Below are 18,048 nucleotides of genomic sequence, written 5' to 3' on the forward strand. Positions count from 1 at the left end.
TTAACCCCCCCCCGCCACAATACCCCCCCCCCCCGCGGCCCACCCGGCCCGTTGGTGCCCGCCGGCGTCGCTCGCCTGCCAGCCGCCCGGCGTCCGACGGCCCGCCCCCGAACCGTCCAGCGCTCGCGTGCGTGGGCGGGCGGGCGGATGGGCAGATCGGCCGGGCGTCTGTGCGGGCACGTGCGGCAGGGGCCGGTGGGCATCGGTAAAGGGGCTGCCCGGTGCCATCCCCGTGGCGTCCGGGTTCGGTCAAATGTCGGGCGGGCCGGGTGTCGGCGGCGGGCGGCCGGGGTGCCGGGTGCTGCCATGATCTCATGATCAAACTGAGTGCCGTCGTGGCCTCCGCCACCTTCGTCCTCCTGGGAGCGCAGGCCGTCCCCGCGCTCGCGTCCGCCGGACCCAAGCCGGAGTCTCCCTCGCTCGCCCGTCCCGCCGCCCCGCACGCCTCCCGGCCCGCCGGCCATCTGTCCCACGGGGCCCGCACGCCGCGTCCCGCCTCCTCGGGCCCGTCCTCCCGTACCTCCTCCCGTCCGTCCCCCCGCGCCTCGGGGTCGTCCGGCGCCTCCTCGCGTACGGCTCCTCACGTCTCGGGGTCGCTCGGCGTCTCCTCGCGTACGGCGGGCACGTGGCCGGGGGAGCCGGCGCAGCTCGCCGTCGTCGGACGCGGAACCGTCCAGGGGCCGCCCGACGTCATGCGGCTCAGCGTCGGCGTCGAGGTGCGCCGTGACCGGGCCGCCGCCGCGTTCAGCGCCGCCAAGGCCACGCGGGCCCGGCTCGCCGCCGCCGTCCAGGGCGCCGGGATCTCCGTGAACGACCTGCGGACCGAGAACCTCACCCTCGGCGCCGAGTACAAGGACGGCGCCCAGGTGGTCGGCTACCGGGCCTCGCAGGGCGTGGAGGTGCTGCTGCGCGACCTGTCGCGGGCCGACGCCCTCATCGACGCGGTCGCGGCGGTCGGCGACGAGGTCCAGATCAACGGTGTCACGTTCGAGATCTCCAAGGGTGAGGCGCTCGTGCAGCAGGCGCGGGCGGCGGCCTACCGGGACGCGCTGGCCAAGGCGCGGCAGCTCGCGGCGCTGGCCGGCCGGCACGTGGGCCGGGTCGTGCGGATGGACGAGCAGGCCGAGGCGCCGACACGGCAGTACGCGATGGCCGACGGGGCGTTCGTCAGCCCCGGCGAGTCGTCCGTGTCTGTGATCGTCAACGTGGTGTACGAGCTGGTCTGACCCGGCCGGTGAACGCCCCCGCCGGAGAATGTGACCTATGTCACCATTGATGGGTCGAACTCCGGCGGGAGGCGCAGGATCTCACCTGTCCGTGAAGACTCCCCTTCGTACGCTTCTCGCGGGCGGCGCCACCGCGGCCCTGGCCCTGACCTCCGGCGCGGCCGCCGGGGCGTCCACTTCCACGGGCGCCTCCACGGGCACTTTCACGGGCGCGCCCACCGGCGCCTCCGGAGCGGCCGCGGCTCCGCGGCCGCTCCCCGACTTCAAGGCCCCGAAGATCTTCGGGACGACCTTCCAGGCGGACCCGAAGCACGACTTCACCAAGGGCATCCACTCGCGGCACGACGGCATCCTGCGCGGCTGGATCACCGCGGTCCGTGGCGGTGTCGCCGAGTACGAGCCGATCAAGTGGAAGAAGGGCACCCAGACCGAGGGCTTCTTCGTCGGCCCGCCCGAGGGTGACGTGACGGTCTACGCCTCGCCCGTCGCCAAGGACGTCGTGTACCTGTCGGCGTTCGGCTGCAAGGCCACCATGTCGCAGATGACGGTCAGCCGCTCCACCGGGCTCGGCAACAACAGCTGCTCCCGCTCGGTGCTGCTCAAGCGGCACAAGAAGAACGGCCAGGCGTCCCTGATCACCGTCTACAAGGGTCAGATCGTCAAGGTCCAGGAGATCTACACCCCCTGACCTCCTCGCGGGCCGTCGTCCAGGACAGCCGTGACGCGCCGCCCCTCCCACCCGGGAGGAGGCGGCGTTCCCGTGTCCGGGCGGCTCCTGGGGCGGCGGCGGTTCCACGGGGGTCGCGTGAGGAGGCCGAAGCCAGGACGGGAGGAGGGGCGCGCGAGGGTGTGACGACGGGGATGTGGGGGGTCATGGTGGGGCGAAGCGGGCGGGTGGGGGGCTGGAAGGGCGTGGGGCGGCAAAACACGCCGAAGATCTCTCCCGCGAGCCGATCCGTGGGCATAGTGTGAGGTGATGGATCGTCGCATCTTCGGGCTGGAGAACGAGTACGGCGTGACCTGCACGTTCCGGGGACAGCGCAGGCTGTCGCCCGACGAGGTCGCGCGCTACCTGTTCCGGCGGGTCGTGTCCTGGGGCCGATCGAGCAACGTCTTCCTCCGCAACGGCGCACGCCTGTACCTCGACGTGGGCAGCCATCCTGAGTACGCAACACCCGAGTGTGACAACGTCATCGAACTCGTCACCCACGACAAGGCCGGGGAGCGGATCCTCGAGGGCCTTCTCGTCGACGCCGAGAAGCGGCTGCGCGAAGAGGGTATCGCGGGCGACATCTACCTGTTCAAGAACAACACCGACTCCGCCGGCAACTCGTACGGCTGCCACGAGAACTACCTCGTCGGCCGGCACGGCGAGTTCGGCCGGCTGGCCGACGTGCTCATCCCGTTCCTCGTGACGCGGCAGATCATCTGCGGCGCCGGCAAGGTGCTGCAGACGCCGCGCGGCGCGGTCTACTGCGTGTCGCAGCGGGCCGAGCACATCTGGGAGGGCGTCTCCAGCGCCACCACCCGCAGCAGGCCGATCATCAACACGCGCGACGAGCCGCACGCCGACGCCGAGCGGTTCCGCCGCCTGCACGTCATCGTCGGCGACTCGAACATGAGCGAGACGACCATGCTGCTCAAGGTCGGCGCCACCGACCTGGTGCTGCGCATGATCGAGGCGGGCACCGTGATGCGCGACCTGTCGCTGGAGAACCCGATCAGGGCCATCCGCGAGGTCTCGCACGACATGACCGGCCGCCGCAGGGTCCGCCTGGCCAACGGCCGCGAGGCGTCGAGCCTGGAGATCCAGCAGGAGTACCTGTCGAAGGCGAAGGACTTCGTCGAGCGGCGCGGCGGCGACGCGGTCGCGCAGCAGGTGCTGGAGCTGTGGGAGCGCACGCTGACCGCGGTCGAGACGGGCAACCTCGACCTGGTGGCCCGCGAGATCGACTGGGTGACGAAGTACCAGCTCATCGAGCGTTACCGCAAGAAGTACGACCTGCCGCTGTCCTCGCCGAGGGTGGCGCAGCTCGACCTGGCCTACCACGACGTGCACCGCAAGCGCGGCCTGTACTACCTGCTGCAGAAGCGCGGCTCGGTGGAGCGGGTGGCGTCCGACCTCAAGATCTTCGAGGCCAAGTCGGTGCCGCCGCAGACGACCAGGGCGCGGCTGCGCGGCGAGTTCATCCGCAAGGCGCAGGAGAAGCGGCGCGACTTCACGGTCGACTGGGTCCACCTGAAGCTGAACGACCAGGCGCAGCGCACCGTGCTGTGCAAGGACCCGTTCCGCAGCGTGGACGAGCGGGTGGACAAGCTCATCGCCGGGATGTAGCCGCTTTACCCGCTGGTTTACCTCGGCCCTACCCGACGGTCGGATAGGGTGACGCGAATCTGCTGTCGCTACCGAGGGAACTCCATGCGCCGCGCCCTGGCCGTCCTGGCCGCCGTGCCTTTGATCTTCTTCGCCGCCGCGTGCGGCTCCGACGCCCCGAGCACCGCTTCCAGCTCCGACGGGGCCGGAAGCGGCTCGGCGGGCGTGAAGGTCACCGGGAACGTGGGCGTCAAGCCCACCGTGACGATCTCGGGCACGCCCGCCACCAAGTCGTCGTACGAGGTGATCGCCCCGGGCACCGGCCCGGCGGTCAAGGCGGGCGGCCAGGTGATCGTCAACCTGACCGTCTACAACTGGGACGGCAAGCAGAACGCCTTCCAGGGCTCCTCCTACGACACCAAGCAGCCGGAGACCATCCCGGTCACCGACCAGCTCCCGCAGGTGCTGCGTGACGGCTTCTCGAAGGTCAAGCACGGCGGCCGGCTGCTGGCCGTGATGGCTTCTGACTCCGCCCAGCAGCAGGCGCAGCAGACGCAGGCCGCCCAGCCGACGAAGGTGTTCGTCATCGACGTGGTCGGCGCGCCGCCGGAGCCGCTGAAGGCCGCCGCCGGCAAGGAGACCGGCGACAGCATCAAGGGTGTCAAGGTCGTCAGCCCCGGCGGCGACAAGGCCCCGGCGCTGACCACCAAGACCGGTGAGAAGCCGTCGAAGGAGCTCGTCGTCAAGACGCTGATCCAGGGCACCGGCCAGAAGGTGCAGGCGGCCAACACCCTGAGCGTCCACTACACCGGCAAGATCTGGGGCACCGACAAGGAGTTCGACTCCAGCTGGGCCAAGGGGCAGCCGGCGTCGTTCCCGCTGTCCGGCGTCATCCAGGGCTGGCAGAAGGGCCTCGTGGGCGTGCCGGTCGGCAGCCGCGTGGTGATGAGCATCCCGCCGGACCTGGGTTACGGCGCGCAGGAGCAGCAGGGCATCCCGGCCAACAGCACGCTCGTGTTCGTGGTGGACGTCCTGTCGGCCTACTGACGTACGTGAGCGCGGGCCGCGCCGGCGTCCGGAGAGGGCGCCGGCGCGGCCTAGACTCCGGCTGTGCGTGAAGACCACCTTGAGGCCCTGTCCCTGCTGCACGACCCCGTGCGGCGCAGTCTGTACGAGGCCGTGGCGGGCGCAGGCGGCGAGGTGGGCAGGGCCGAGGCCGCGGAGGCCGCCGGGGTGTCGAGGACCCTCGCCGGCCACCACCTGGACAAGCTGGTCGAGGCGGGCCTGCTGGAGAGCGGGTTCCGGCAGCAGGAGCGGCGCGGCCCGGGTAGCGGGCGCCCGGCGAAGGTGTACCGGCGGGCCGCGGGGGAGCGGTCGGTGAGCCTGCCGCCGCGCGACTACGGCGTGCTGGCCTCGGTGCTGGCGGGCGTGGTGGACGCGCTGGGCGCCGAGGAGCGGGCGGAGGGGGCGGCCAGGGCGGCGGGCGCCCGGCTGGCCCGTGCCCACCGGGGCGAGCCCGTCGAGGCGGTGCTGCGCGATCGGGGCTACGAGCCGTACACCGAAGCTGGCCGGCTGCGCCTGCGCAACTGCCCCTTCCACGCCCTGTCACAGGAGCAGCCGCTGCTGGTGTGCTCGATGAACCTCGCGCTGTGCCAGGGCCTCCTGGAGGGCCTGGGCGACCGTCCGGAGCGGGCGGAGCTGGATCCGAGGCCGGGGGAGTGCTGCGTCTCGCTCGCCGGTCCGTCCCGGTCTTCTAAAACAAATGAAGATTGACATAGAAGTGCGGGGCATGGTGTGCTGAGCGCCATGCATCTCGCCCAGCTCAATGTCGCCCATCTGCGCGCGCCCATCGACGGGCCCGAGCTCGCCTCCTTCGTCGAGCTCCTGGAGCCGGTCAACAACCTCGCCGACAGCGCCCCCGGCTTCGTGTGGCGCATGAAGGAGAGCGAGGAGGACCCGACGGCCACGATCACGCACGACTACGGCGACCACCTGGTGGTCACCTTCTCGATCTGGGAGTCCGTCGACGCCCTGTGGACCTTCGTCTACCGCACCGCCCATCTGGGCGCGCTGCGCCGGCGCAGGGAGTGGTTCCTGCGCATCGCGGAGCCGTACAGCGTGATGTGGTGGGTGCCCGAGGGGCACATCCCGACCCTGGCCGAGGGGATGGAGCGCCTGGAACGCCTCAAGGCCCACGGGCCCGGCCCCGAGGCGTTCACCTTCCAGGAGCCCTACGAGAGCAGCGAGGCCGCCAGCCTGCCCGCCGCCGCCGAGGCCAGGAAGTAGGCCAGGTCCTCCTCCAGGCCCCTCCCCATCGTCGACAGGCGCACCGGCGAGTCGCGCAGCGCCTCGTGCAGGCCGTCCACCGGCACGGCCACCAGCTCATGCCGTACGGCCAGCAGCTCGGCCTGGTCGCGGACGCGCTCGCCGAACTCGCCCGGCAGCAGCGGCACCGGCACGCGGGCGCGCGCCAGGGCCACCCGGCCGTAGGCGGTCAGCGAGTGGTGGGACACGCCGAGGTGCCGCTCGCGGCGGTCCCCCTCGCTGACCCGCAGCGCCGCCACCGGCCGGCCGAGCAGCACGGCGGCGGCGTTGACCGCCTCGCCCGCCGACACGCCGGAGAAGCCCCACCGCGTGCCCGTGCCGAGGTTGCCCGGGCCCTGGGCCACGATCGCGACGTCGGCCTCCAGCACGTGCCGGGCCGCCAGCAGCCCGGTGTGCGTGGTCACCGCCTCCACGTCGCCGCCGAACGCCTGCCCGATCGTCACCACCCCGGCCAGCCAGCCGATCTCCCGCAGCGTCGCGCACGCCATCGAGAACCACGCGGGCAGCGCCCCGCCGTCCTGCATCACGTACGCCACCCGCACGCCGCCGCCCGCGCCCCCGGGCACCGCCTCGTACAGGCCGCACAGGATCGGCGTCAGCGCCGAGTGCAGGTCGGCCACCACCACGGGCATCCCGTCGACCGAGTCGGCCTCGCGCAGGACCTCGTGATGAGGCGAGTCCTGCTCGTCCGCGCCGAGCACCGTCGCCTGCATCGGGGTGTAGCGGGCCTTCACCAGGTGCCCCGGCCCTTGGGGATCTTCCGGTAAACGGTTCGGGACGGCCACCACCATGGCGTAACCTCCCGTACCGAGACCCATCGCGAGTGCCGTCGTGTTGAGCAGCACCTCGTCGCCGGGTTCCGGGCGGCCCACCAGAGCCGGATAGGCCAGCGCCCGGCACCGCCCCTCGGGCACGGCGACGTCCAGCTCCACCGCTCCCGGCCACTCGCGGCGGACCCGCACGACCTCGCCCTTGCGCCATCTGATCACGGGGGCAGGGTAGCGTCGATGAAGGAGGAGTGAGGCAGATGTCGCGCCGTAAGACCGAGCGGTTGCTGAATCTGGTGATCTGCCTGCTCGCCACCAGGCGTCCCCTGTCGGCCGAGCAGATCCGCCACGCGGTGCCCGGTTACGACCGCGACGGCGACGAGGCGTTCCAGCGGATGTTCGAGCGCGACAAGAACGAGCTGCGCGAGATCGGCATCCCCATCGACGTGGTGCGCGACCCCTGGGAGGACGAGCCCGGCTACCGCATCCGGCGCGAGTCGTACGAGCTGCCCGAGATCACCCTGGAGCCCGACGAGGCGGCCGTGCTGGGCCTGGCCGCCCAGGTGTGGCAGCGCGCGAGCCTGGCCGAGGCCGCCTCGGGCGCCCTGCTGAAGCTGCGCGCCGGCGGGGTGGCGACCGACGAGACGGTCGGCGGCCTGGGCCAGACGGGGGTGCTGGAGCTGCGCGTCGACACCCGCGACCCGGCGTTCCCGCCGCTGTGGGAGGCCGTGCGCGACCGGCGGGCGGTGCGCTTCGACTACCGCGGCGCCGGCAGCGAGAGTGTGCGGGCCCGCACCGTGGAGCCGTGGGGCGTGGTCAGCCGTCGCGGGCGCTGGTACCTCGCCGGGTTCGACCGCGACCGTCAGGCGCCGCGCGCCTTCCGGCTCAGCCGCATCACCGGCCAGGTCGCCACCGTGGGCCGGCCCGGCGCCGTCCAGGTGCCCGAGGGCGTCGACCTGCGCTCCATGGTGGACTTCCCGGAGGAGTCGACGATGGAGGAGCGCGTGGCCGTCGTACGCGTGCGCCGGGGCACCTGCCAGGGGCTGCGCCAGCTCGCCCGCGCCGTCCGCCCCGCACGGGAGGAGCCGGCGGAGTGGGACGAGGCGGAGCTGGCCTTCTCCGACCCCGAGCGGCTGGCCGGGTGGATGGCCAGCCTGGGCTCCGACGTGGAGGTCGTCGAGCCGCCGGACGCCCGTGAGGCCGTCATCAGCAGACTGAAGGGAGCCCTCGCATGACCGGCATGACCGGATCCGCGCCCGGCGAGGGGGCGGCGTGAGCGGCTCGGCCGACCGGCTGCCGAGGCTGCTCGCCCTCGTGCCGTACCTGATGTCCCACCCGGGCGCCCAGGTGGGCGAGGTCGCCGAGGTGTTCGGGCTGAGCGAGAAGCAGCTCATCGACGACCTGCAGCTCGTGTGGATGTGCGGGCTGCCCGGCCACACCCCGGGCGACCTCATCGACGTGTCGTGGGACGGCGGCGAGATCCTCATCGACAACGCCGACACCATCGCCCGGCCGTTGCGGCTGGGCATCGACGAGGCCAGCGCGCTGCTCGTGGCGCTGCGCATGCTGGCCGCGATGCCGGAGCTGGCCGAGGTCCCCGGCGACGCGCTGCCGCGCGTGGTGGCCAAGCTGGAGCGGGCCGCGGGCGAGGGCGCGTCCTCGGTGAGCAGCCAGGTCGCCGTGGACGTGGACGCCGCCCCCGACGCGCTGCCCCGTGTCCGCGAGGCGCTGACCGGCCGGCGACGGCTGTCGCTGCGCTACTACGTGCCCGGCCGCGACGAGGTGACGCCGCGCGAGGTCGACCCGATGCGGCTGGTCGTGGCCGACGGCCGCACCTACCTGGAGGGCTGGTGCTACCGGGCGGAGGCCATGCGGCTGTTCCGGCTGGACCGGATGCTCGGCGTGGACGTGCTCGACGTGCCCGCCGACCCGCCCGCCGGGGCCGAGCCGATCGACGTGGCCCAGGGCGTCTTCCGGCCCTCGCCCACCGACGAGATGGTCGAGCTGGAGGTCACCGCCGCGGGACGCTGGGTGGCCGAGTACTACCCGTGCGAGCGGGCCGAGGAGCTCGGCGAGGGCCGTCTGCGGGTGACGCTGCGGGCTCGGGACGAGGACTGGGTGGTGAAGCTTGCGTTGCGGCTCGGTGACACGGGCAGGATCGTCTCGCCGCCGTCGATGGCCGCGCGGGTGCGCCAGGAGGCCGAGTCGGCGCTGGCCCGGTACGCTCACCGGTCATGATGTGGATCGTGGTGGCGGCGGTGCTGGCCCTGGTAGGCCTGGGAATGCTGGCCTGGGCAGGTGTGCGGGTGTCCGCCGCGGCGCGTAGTCTGAACAGAGAGGTGGCCGTGGCGCGGGCGGCGATCGAGTCCCACTCGGCCGGATTGCGGGGTCAGGGGGGATGAAGACCGGTCCCCGGGCGGCGTACCATCATGGCTGAAAACGCACTACCTCGGTAAGGACGTTACATGTCGCAACTCGGAGTTCCTGAGCTTCTGATCATCGCACTCGTGCTCGTCCTGCTGTTCGGTGCCAAGAAGCTGCCGGAGATGGCGCGGGGCGTCGGCCGGTCGCTGCGCATCTTCAAGTCGGAGACGGCGAAGCTGCGCGACGACGACGAGGACGAGCAGCGGACCACGGTGCAGGCGCAGGCCCAGCCGCAGCCGCAGCCCGCCGCCCAGCAGATCCCGGCCGCGCCGGCGCTGTCGGCCGAGGAGCAGGCCCGCCAGCTGGAGGAGCAGGCGGCCAGGCTGCGTGCCGCGGCCAAGGCCGACAAGCAGGCCTGAGTCTGTTCCCTCCTCGTCCCCTCGTCACCTTGGACTGGTAGATGGCGCTGCTGAAAAGGTCGAGCGGCAAGTCGAGCGGCAAAGGGCCGGAGCCCGACCCCGACGCCGACGCCCGCATGCCGTTGATGGACCACCTGCGGGAGCTGCGCAACCGGCTGCTCATCGCGACGGCCGCCGTGATCGTGGGGATCATCCTCGGCTGGTTCTTCTTCGATCCGGTGTGGGCGTTCATCAAGGCGCCCTTCTGCGCGACGCCGCAGGCGCACCAGCTCCGCGCGGGCTGCACGCTGACCTACGGTGGCATCTTCCAGTCGTTCTTCCTGACCCTGAAGGTCTCGGCGATGGTCGGCATCGTCGTTTCCTCACCGGTCTGGCTGTACCAGATCTGGGCGTTCGTGACGCCCGCCCTGTACCGCAACGAGAAGCGTTACTCGCTGGCCTTCCTGGGCCTGGCCATCCCGCTGTTCCTGGTCGGTGCGCTGCTGGCGTACTTCGTCATGGACACCAGCCTGGCCATCCTGCTGGGATTCGCGCCCAGCGACACGGTGGCCATCATCCAGATCGACGAGTACGTCAGCTACGTGCTCATCATGCTGGTGATCTTCGGCATCTCGTTCGAGCTGCCGCTGCTGCTGGTCTTCCTCAACATCATCGGCGTCCTGCCGCACGCGACCGTGAAGAAGCACCGCCGCATGGTGGTGTTCCTCATGTTCGTCTTCGGCGCGGTGATCACGCCGGGCGGAGACCCGCTGACGATGATGGCGCTCGCCGCGCCCATGATCGTGCTGTACTTCCTGGCCGAGTGGTTCATGTACGTCCGCGAGAAGCGGGCGCCGTCCGGTGAGGACTTCTCCCACCTGTCCGACGACGAGGCGTCGCCGCTGCCGGAGGACACCGGCACGGTCGAAGAGGATTCCGGTTCGGGCAGATAGGCGATAGGTTCCGGGCGTGTCCCCTCGACTCGCCCTGCTCGTCAACCCCGCGGCCCGGGGCGGCCGCGCGCTGCGCCTGCTGGAGCCCGTGGTGCGCCGCCTGCGCATGGGTGGCGCGGAAGTCTCGGTGATCGCCGGAGCCGACGCCGCCGACGCCCTCGAACGGGCCTGCGCGTGCGTGGCCGAGCGGCCCGACGCGCTGGTGGCCTTCGGTGGCGACGGGCTGGTCCATCTGGCCGTCCAGGCCGTGGCGGGCACCGACGTCCCCCTCGGCATCATCCCGGCCGGCACGGGCAACGACATCGCCGCCGGCCTGGGCGTGCCCGCGGACCCGATGGCGGCGGCCCGCGCCGTGCTGCGCATGAGGACGCGGCCGGTCGACGCGGCCCGCGCCGTCACCGGCCCGGCCGGAACGGGCCCGTACGGAAAGGGCCCTGCCGGAAAGGACGCGGGGGACGAGCTGTTCGCCGGCGTGTTGTGCTGCGGCTTCGACGCCCGGGTCAACGAGCGCGCCAACCGGCTGACGTGGCCCTCCGGCCGGGCCAGGTACGTGCGGGCGGTGCTGGGGGAGCTGCGCGCGTTCCGGCCGGTGCCGTTCCGCGTGACCCTCGACGGCGAGGAGGTCGTCGAGCGTGACGCGGTGCTGGTGGCGGTCGGCAACACCCACTCCTACGGCGGCGGCATGCGCGTCTGTCCGGGCGCGCGGCCCGACGACGGGCTGCTGGACGTGGTCGTGGTGGGGGCGGTGGGCGTGGGGGAGTTCCTGCGGGTCTTCCCGGGCGTCTACCGGGGCACGCACGTCGGCCATCCGTCCGTCACGGTCCGGCGGGCGCGGCACGTGCGGCTGGAGGCGCCGGACGTGCCGGCCTACGCCGACGGCGAACGTCTCGGGACCGGCCCGGTGACCTGCGAGGCGCTGCCGGGAGTGCTCCAGCTCATCGCCTGAGCCCCACGTACGAGATCTACAACGTAAAGGCACCGGCCGGGAAGCGCCGAGCGCACCGGGACGGACCGGAATGGTGGTTTCGGTAGGCTGACGTCATGACGACGCCAGCGGAACGGTACGCGGCCTTCCGCGAGAGGTTCGGGGACGACGGGGCCGCTCTGAGATCGTTCCGGGGTCTCTACGACTTCCAGCTCGACCCCTTCCAGATCGACGCCTGCCGGGCCCTGGAGGCGGGCGACGGCGTGCTGGTGGCCGCCCCCACCGGCTCGGGCAAGACGGTCGTCGGCGAGTTCGCCGTCCACCTCGCCCTGGAGCAGGGGCAGAAGTGCTTCTACACCACCCCCATCAAGGCGCTGTCCAACCAGAAGTACAACGACCTGGTCAAGCGCTACGGCACCGCCAAGGTGGGCCTGCTGACCGGCGACAACAGCGTCAACGGCGAGGCCCCGATCGTGGTCATGACCACCGAGGTGCTGCGCAACATGCTCTACGCCGGGTCGGCGACGCTGGCCGGGCTGGGGTTCGTGGTGATGGACGAGGTCCACTACCTGGCCGACCGGTTCCGGGGCGCGGTGTGGGAGGAGGTCATCATCCACCTGCCCGAGTCGGTGCGGCTGGTCGCGCTGTCGGCGACGGTCAGCAACGCGGAGGAGTTCGGCGAGTGGATGGGCGAGGTGCGCGGCGAGACCACGGTCATCGTCGACGAGCACCGGCCGGTGCCGCTGTGGCAGCACATGATGGTCGGCAACCGCATCTACGACATGTTCATGACCGACGACGACGTGCCCCGCATCAACCCGACGCTCATGCGGGTCACCCGCGACGCCGAGCGGCTCGGCGCGGGCCGCGGCAGGCGCGGCTACGGCCGGCCGCAGCGCTCGCGGCCGCCGGACCGCGCCCAGGTGATCGAGAAGCTCGACGCCGAGGGGCTGCTGCCGGCGATCACGTTCATCTTCTCGCGGGCCGGCTGCGACGCGGCCGTCGCGCAGTGCCTGTACGCGGGGATCCGGCTCACCACCGAGCGGGAGCGGCACGAGATCCGCCAGCTCGTCGACGAGCGCACCGCGCACCTGCCCGACGAGGACCTGGCCGTGCTCGGCTACCTGGAGTGGCGCGACTGCCTGGAGCGGGGGCTGGCCGCCCACCACGCGGGCATGCTGCCGGCCTTCAAGGAGGTCGTCGAGGAGCTGTTCACCCGTGGCCTGGTCAAGGCCGTCTTCGCCACCGAGACGCTGGCGCTGGGCATCAACATGCCGGCGCGCACCGTGGTGATCGAGAAGCTCGACAAGTGGAACGGCGAGACGCACGCCGATCTCACGCCCGGCGAGTACACCCAGCTCACCGGCCGGGCCGGACGGCGCGGCATCGACGTCGAGGGTCACGCCGTGGTGCTGTGGCAGCTCGGCATGGACCCGCTTTCGGTGGCCGGCCTGGCCGGCACCCGTACCTACCCGCTGCGCTCCAGCTTCCAGCCCTCGTACAACATGGCCGTCAACCTCGTCGGCCAGTTCGGCCGCGAGCGGGCCCGCACGCTGCTGGAGGAGTCGTTCGCGCAGTTCCAGGCGGACCGGGCGGTCGTCGGCCTGGCCAAGCAGCTGCGCAAGCACGAGGAGGCGCTGGAGGGCTACCAGGAGGCCATGACCTGCCACCTGGGCGACTTCACCGAGTACGCGGGGCTGCGGCGGCGCCTGTCCGACCGGGAGGCCGAGCTGTCGCGCCAGCGCGGCGCGGCGCGGCGGGCGGCGGCCGTACGCTCGCTGGAGGCGCTGCAGCCGGGCGACGTGATCCGGGTGCCCGGCGGGCGCCGGGCGGGCCTGGCGATCGTCCTCGACCCCGGCCGCAACCCCCGGGGCACCGGCCCGAGCCCGCTGGTGCTGACCATCGGCAAGCAGGTCAAGAAGCTCGACCCGGCCGACTTCCCGGTTCCGGTCGAGCCGATCGAGAAGCTGCGCATCCCGAAGAACTTCAACGCCCGCGCCCCCAAGGAGCGCGCCAACCTCGTCTCCACGCTGCTCGCCAAGATCGGCGACCGTGACCTCGGCAAGCCGGCCAGGGCGCGCGACCACGCGGTGGAGGACGAGGAGATCAACGAGCTGCGGCGGCGCATCCGGCAGCACCCGTGCCACGGCTGTGACGAGCGCGAGGACCACGCCCGCTGGGCCGAGCGCTACTACAAGCTGCTGCGTGAGACCGAGGGGCTGCGGCGGCGTGTCGAGGGCCGTTCCCATGTCATCTCGCGCACGTTCGACCGCATCTGCGCGGTGCTGGAGCAGCTCGGCTACCTGGAGGACGAGACCGTCACCGACGAGGGCCGCCGCCTCGGCCGCCTCTACACCGAGCTGGACCTGCTGACGGCCGAGTGCCTGCGCAGCGGGCTGTGGGAGAAGCTGGAGCCGGCGGAGCTGGCGGCGTGCGTGTCGGCGCTGGTGTTCGAGTCGCGGCAGGCCGACGACGCCCGCCGTCCCAAGATCCCGGCGGGGCGGGCCCAGGACGCGCTGACGGCGATGGTGCGGTTGTGGGCGGAGCTGGAGGGCATCGAGTCCGACCACGGCCTCGACACGATCCGTGAGCCCGACCTGGGGTTCGCGTGGGCGGCGTACCGGTGGACCAAGGGGCACACCCTGGACGCGGTCCTCATGGACGGCATCAACGGCAACGAGCTCGCGGCCGGCGACTTCGTCCGGTGGGTCAAGCAGCTGATGGACCTGCTCGGCCAGCTCGGCAACGCCGCGCCTCCGGACAGCAAGATCAAGCAGACGGCGTCCAAGGCGATCGACGGCATGCGGCGCGGCGTGGTGGCCTACTCCTCCCTCACCTGAGGCGGGGCTCGACGGGGGCGGACTGACCGCCCGGTCAAGGTGTTGTCATCGGTGGTTTACGCATCGTCACCACCCGGCCAGTTTCCTGCCCGAACCTGGCGGACATCCCCATGTCGGAAAGCCCGTCACGCTTCGGACGCACCGCGCTGAGGCCCGCCCCCGGCACGGAACCCCGGCGTCCGTCGGACCCCCGGAGGTTGCCATGTTCGCTCTCGTCGGAGCCCTGCTCTTCCTGCTCGCCCTGATCTTCGCCCTCGCCGGCATTTCCGTGGGCGGCGTCCTGACGGTCACCACGCTCGGGCTCGCCGGACTCCTCGCCGTCGCCCTGCACCTGATGGGGGTGGGGGCGGGCTGGAACGTCCTCAAGAAGTGACCCGCGCCGCCGTGGCCGCGCCCCTCCACCCGGGCGCGGCCACGGCCGTGCCAGGAATCAATGGGCAACGAGTGTCGCCAAGCGATATCGCCGCCGAATCAGAAGGGGCTAGGTGGAAATTCGGCTGGAGGCGCCTGTGGCGAGGATGTTCCGACGGATGGCTGCCAACTGCTTCTCGTCCGAACCCTCGCGCTTCTTCTCGGGTGTGATCAGTGGAACGGTCCTGACGCTGACCGAAACGATGTCGCCGTACCTGTACTCACTCGTCTGCTCGGCGGTCTCACGGAGTCCGGTGCCAGCGTCGAGAGTGGTGCGGTAGGCGCCAAGTTTCCTTTCGGTCATGAACAGCACGAAAACGCCGTAACGTGAGGAGAAGAACCGGCCGCTGGGATGGCGGGCCATCTTCGTTCGGGACGACTTCTGCTCCTCCACCGACAGGCGCCCATGCCGCACATCCCCGACACGCGGCCAGGCGCATGGTGCTGATCGCCAGATTTCGGAAGCCGGCCAGGGCTCCGGTCACGGGATCGACACAACCGCATCTCCTGCTGCCCTGCACATGAGCCATTGCCATCTGCGCCACCTCCACATCCCTCTGCCAACGACGGCAGACGCAGGCGCGAGAGCTTCTCAAGCGCAGCACCAGCGGTAGGGATACAGGCGCTATCGGTCTCGCGCCCCGAGGCTGGCCTGATCGGCGGCGGTACGGCCGGCCGCCCAGCCCTCCCGGTCCCAGGACGTGCGGACCGAGTGCGAGACCAGGTTCGGGAACATGCGCTCGACCGCCTGCTCCACCTCCTGTTCGCGGGCCGCCAGCACCGGCACCAGGTCGGTGCTCCGGCTGGCGCTCTCCTGCGCGACCACACCCGTCGTGGCCTCGGCGAGCCGCTCTCCGATCCTGGAGGCGAACGCCGACAGGAACGACTGGCGGAACGTCTTGTTCCTCGACCGGCCGGTGCCGTGCTTCTTGGTGCCCGAGTTCACCAGCGCGGTCTGCGCCTGCACCAGCAGCGAGGTGAACAGCACCTCCACCCAGGACAGGTCCGCCCAGAACCCCAGCACGGTGGCGAACCCCAGCTCCTGCGACCAGATCACCCGGCACCTGTTGGCCTCGGCGATGAGGTTGAGCAGCACGGCCTTGGGCTGCTCGTACGGCGCGTCGATGCCGACCCGGATGCCCGCCGGAGCCTCCCCTCCGCCTGGCTGCGCGTCCAGCATCGCCGCGTCGATGCTGTACTTCGCCATCAAGCTCTGCGCCGCCGACGTGAACGTCTCCGCCTCCGCCTCGTACGTCGTCGACTCCGCCTTGGCAAGCAGCGCCCGCACCCGCGCGAACGTCTTCTCGCTGACCGCGCGCGGGCGCGCCTGGACCGTACAGCGAGCGGCCCCGGGCCGCGGGCTCAACGACTCCAGTCGCGGCAGCCCGGTCAGCAACCCCAGCAGCTCCAGCCCACCGGAGACGGTCACCAGTCGGCCGGCCCCGTCGCGTGCCTGCCGCGCCGCCAGGTAGTCGCCCTTCCACCACACCGCGGCCTCCAGGCCGGCGAGTTGGTCGCGCCAGCGCTCATCCACCGTGGCCGGCGCGTAGGCCCGCATCTCCCAGGCGATGAGGTCAGCCGCCGCCCGCCCGTGCCAGTCGGTCAGCCGCCTGGCCGCGATCCTGACCACGTCGGCGGGCTGCCAGCCGTTCCGCCACAATCCCGAGATCGCCCGGGTCGCAACCTCCACCAGCACGCGATCGGCGTCGTCCTGGTCGGCGAGGAAGGCGGCGGCGGAGTCGAAGGCCGCCTCATCCTCGCGGGCAAGGGCCTCCATCGCCGCGCCGATCAGCTCATTAGCCTTACTCACACGTGCCATCCACCTTGAAGAAAGTCCGCCAGAACCCTACCGCGACGGAGCCGGGGGGTGGGGCTGTCGTCCCAGGTCGGGAGCTATGCCCCATTCTGAAGCGTTTCGTGGCGTAGCAGGCGAAGAGCAGCCCGGTTTCGCTCGTGGTAGCGCCGTTCGGGCGTGCGAGCAGCACGTGCCGAGCAGCTGCAATGGCGCGGCGGCGAGCACGGACGGGAAGTGGGGCAGGACCGGCCGGAGGCCGGTTACAAACTGTCGGCCAGCCGCCGGGCCGCGACCTGTACGATGTCCCACGCGGTGGCGAACGGCGGCGCGTACGACAAGTCGGACCAGGCTAAGTCATCAACGGTCGCGCCGTGCCACAACGCGGTGGCAACGGTGTCGATACGTTTGCCCGCGCCACGCCCGCCAACGATCTGCGCGCCCATCAGCCGATGGTCCGACGGCGCGGCCAGCAACTTCACCGCGACCGGGTCGGCCTCGCTCATGTAGCCGCTGGCCGTGCTGCCCTCGGTGACCAGGGACGTCACCTCGATGCCCGCGGCGGCTGCCTCACGTTCATTGAGACCGGTGCGGGCGATCTCCAAGTAGGTCGTGCCCGCGGCGAATCGGGTGATCGCGGTGCCCAGCACGCCGCCGAACCGCAGCGTGCCTGGTGTGACGAGGTTCGTGCCGACGATCCGGCCCTGTTTGTTGGCATGGGTGCCGAGCGGCAGGTAGGTCCACGTGCCGGTGAGCCGATGCCGGGTCTCGCAGCAATCACCGGCGGCCCAGATGCCGTCGGCCAGGCGCCCGTCCGGCTCGGGTCGCAGACCGCCGCCTGGGCCGCTCGGCAACGTGTCGAGGTCAAGGAAACCGGTGTTCGGTGTGACCCCCAGTGCCAGCACGACCAGGTCCGCCGGATAGTGCTCGCCTTCCGCTGTGTACACGCCACGCACCCGTCCGTCCGCCACGTCCAGCCGCACGACCGGTGAGCCGGCCACGACCCGGACTCCCGCCTCGTGCATCCCCTTTTCGATTCGAGCGGACAGGTCCGGGTCCAAGGAACTCATCACCCGACCGCGGGTGATCACGGTGACCTCGTGGCCACGTCTCCTGGCGGCCTCGGCCATTTCGACGCCGATGTAGCCGCCGCCGGCGACAACCACCCGGCCACTGCCCTTGGACAGTCCCGCGAGCAGGTCCAACCAGACGGCGCCGTCGGTGAGCGTTTTGACCGGCGCGACGCCGGCGTACCGCTGCCCGGTGCCGGGGTCGATGGCCCAGTCCCGTACCACGGCCGACGCACCGGTCGCGATCACCAGCTCGTCGTAGCCCAGCACTTGCTCACCGCCGGCATCCTGGTAGGTGACGGTGCGGGCCTGCCGGTCGATCCCGGTCGCGGTGGCGCCGAGCCGCAGGTCGATCCCGGCTGCCCGGTGCTCCTCGGCGGTGCGGGCCACCAGGGCGTTGCCGCTGGACACGTCTCCGGCGACCCAGTAGGGGATGCCACAGGCGGAGTACGACGTATCGCCGGTCGCCTCCAGCGCGGTCACGGCCAGCTTGGTCCCGGCCGCCCGGATCGCCTGGTGCGCTGCACTCATCCCTGCCGCATCGGCTCCGATGACCAGCAGACGGGTGGTGCTCACCGAGTCACGTCAATCGAGGCCACGGCTCGGAGCCTACCCAGCTCCAGCCGGAGAAGGACCCTTGGGTGACCTGGGCCGCCGGAGGCA

The 18,048-nt window shown here is 71.6% G+C and carries 18 protein-coding genes; 14 read left to right on the forward strand and 4 right to left on the reverse strand.

Features of this window, described 5'->3' with window-relative positions:
* Positions 1–314 precede the first annotated feature (314 nt).
* From AB0H64_RS41260 to AB0H64_RS41285, 6 genes are all read left to right on the forward strand, one after another.
* Positions 315–1,226, forward strand: a complete 912-nt coding sequence (locus AB0H64_RS41260) for an SIMPL domain-containing protein (protein WP_357636369.1) — start codon at positions 315–317, stop codon at positions 1,224–1,226.
* Between the two features lie 91 nt (positions 1,227–1,317).
* A complete protein-coding gene (locus AB0H64_RS41265; protein ID WP_357636371.1) occupies positions 1,318–1,914 on the forward strand; it encodes a hypothetical protein in 597 nt (198 codons plus the stop codon).
* A 288-nt stretch (positions 1,915–2,202) separates the two neighbouring features.
* Complete coding sequence (gene pafA / locus AB0H64_RS41270) at positions 2,203–3,561, forward strand: Pup--protein ligase (RefSeq protein ID WP_357636373.1); 1,359 nt, start codon at positions 2,203–2,205, stop codon at positions 3,559–3,561.
* 84 nt (positions 3,562–3,645) lie between these two features.
* Positions 3,646–4,587 (forward strand): FKBP-type peptidyl-prolyl cis-trans isomerase, encoded by a 942-nt coding sequence (locus tag AB0H64_RS41275; RefSeq protein ID WP_357636376.1) that lies wholly within the window; start codon positions 3,646–3,648, stop codon positions 4,585–4,587.
* A gap of 63 nt (positions 4,588–4,650) precedes the next feature.
* Positions 4,651–5,313: a helix-turn-helix domain-containing protein gene (locus AB0H64_RS41280; RefSeq protein WP_357636378.1), complete on the forward strand. Its 663-nt coding sequence runs from the start codon at positions 4,651–4,653 to the stop codon at positions 5,311–5,313.
* A gap of 33 nt (positions 5,314–5,346) precedes the next feature.
* Entirely contained in the window at positions 5,347–5,826 is a 480-nt protein-coding gene (locus AB0H64_RS41285) for a DUF3291 domain-containing protein (protein ID WP_357636381.1), read from the forward strand.
* On the opposite strand, the gene AB0H64_RS41290 is transcribed toward AB0H64_RS41285, so the two are convergent.
* Complete coding sequence (locus tag AB0H64_RS41290; protein ID WP_357636383.1) at positions 5,772–6,854, reverse strand: DUF3866 family protein; 1,083 nt, start codon at positions 6,852–6,854, stop codon at positions 5,772–5,774. The genes AB0H64_RS41285 and AB0H64_RS41290 overlap by 55 nt on opposite strands.
* A 38-nt stretch (positions 6,855–6,892) precedes the next feature.
* On the opposite strand from AB0H64_RS41290, the gene AB0H64_RS41295 reads away from it, so the two are divergent.
* The 8 genes from AB0H64_RS41295 (at position 6,893) to AB0H64_RS41330 (ending at position 14,485) form a co-directional block, all read left to right on the forward strand.
* A complete protein-coding gene (locus AB0H64_RS41295) occupies positions 6,893–7,867 on the forward strand; it encodes a WYL domain-containing protein (RefSeq protein ID WP_357636385.1) in 975 nt (324 codons plus the stop codon).
* Positions 7,868–7,904: 37 nt separating this feature from the next.
* The gene (locus tag AB0H64_RS41300) at positions 7,905–8,870 is read left to right on the forward strand and encodes a WYL domain-containing protein (RefSeq protein WP_357636388.1); all 966 of its coding nucleotides are present in this window, start codon (positions 7,905–7,907) and stop codon (positions 8,868–8,870) included.
* Complete coding sequence (locus AB0H64_RS41305) at positions 8,867–9,034, forward strand: hypothetical protein (protein ID WP_357636391.1); 168 nt, start codon at positions 8,867–8,869, stop codon at positions 9,032–9,034. The genes AB0H64_RS41300 and AB0H64_RS41305 overlap by 4 nt, the downstream gene beginning before the upstream one ends.
* 63 nt (positions 9,035–9,097) lie before the next feature.
* A complete protein-coding gene (tatA, locus tag AB0H64_RS41310; protein WP_357636393.1) occupies positions 9,098–9,415 on the forward strand; it encodes a Sec-independent protein translocase subunit TatA in 318 nt (105 codons plus the stop codon).
* Positions 9,416–9,456: 41 nt separating this feature from the next.
* Positions 9,457–10,347 carry a twin-arginine translocase subunit TatC gene (gene tatC, locus AB0H64_RS41315; RefSeq protein WP_357636396.1) on the forward strand — a complete coding sequence of 297 codons (891 nt, stop codon included), beginning with the start codon at positions 9,457–9,459 and terminating at the stop codon, positions 10,345–10,347.
* A 16-nt stretch (positions 10,348–10,363) separates the two neighbouring features.
* Positions 10,364–11,293: a YegS/Rv2252/BmrU family lipid kinase gene (locus AB0H64_RS41320; protein WP_357636399.1), complete on the forward strand. Its 930-nt coding sequence runs from the start codon at positions 10,364–10,366 to the stop codon at positions 11,291–11,293.
* A 95-nt stretch (positions 11,294–11,388) separates the two neighbouring features.
* Positions 11,389–14,112, forward strand: a complete 2,724-nt coding sequence (locus tag AB0H64_RS41325; RefSeq protein ID WP_357636401.1) for a DEAD/DEAH box helicase — start codon at positions 11,389–11,391, stop codon at positions 14,110–14,112.
* Between the two features lie 202 nt (positions 14,113–14,314).
* Positions 14,315–14,485 carry a hypothetical protein gene (locus AB0H64_RS41330; protein WP_357636403.1) on the forward strand — a complete coding sequence of 57 codons (171 nt, stop codon included), beginning with the start codon at positions 14,315–14,317 and terminating at the stop codon, positions 14,483–14,485.
* Positions 14,486–14,593: 108 nt separating this feature from the next.
* On the opposite strand, the gene AB0H64_RS41335 is transcribed toward AB0H64_RS41330, so the two are convergent.
* From AB0H64_RS41335 to AB0H64_RS41345, 3 genes are all read right to left on the reverse strand, one after another.
* Positions 14,594–14,917 (reverse strand): hypothetical protein, encoded by a 324-nt coding sequence (locus AB0H64_RS41335; protein ID WP_357636405.1) that lies wholly within the window; start codon positions 14,915–14,917, stop codon positions 14,594–14,596.
* Positions 14,918–15,148: 231 nt separating this feature from the next.
* Positions 15,149–16,333 (reverse strand): DUF2786 domain-containing protein, encoded by a 1,185-nt coding sequence (locus AB0H64_RS41340; RefSeq protein WP_357636407.1) that lies wholly within the window; start codon positions 16,331–16,333, stop codon positions 15,149–15,151.
* A 245-nt stretch (positions 16,334–16,578) separates the two neighbouring features.
* A complete protein-coding gene (locus AB0H64_RS41345) occupies positions 16,579–17,961 on the reverse strand; it encodes an FAD-dependent oxidoreductase (RefSeq protein WP_357636411.1) in 1,383 nt (460 codons plus the stop codon).
* Positions 17,962–18,048 lie beyond the last annotated feature (87 nt).

Origin of the sequence: Nonomuraea sp. NPDC050733, from assembly GCF_040654215.1 — a bacterium.
In the GTDB taxonomy this organism is placed as follows: domain Bacteria; phylum Actinomycetota; class Actinomycetes; order Streptosporangiales; family Streptosporangiaceae; genus Nonomuraea.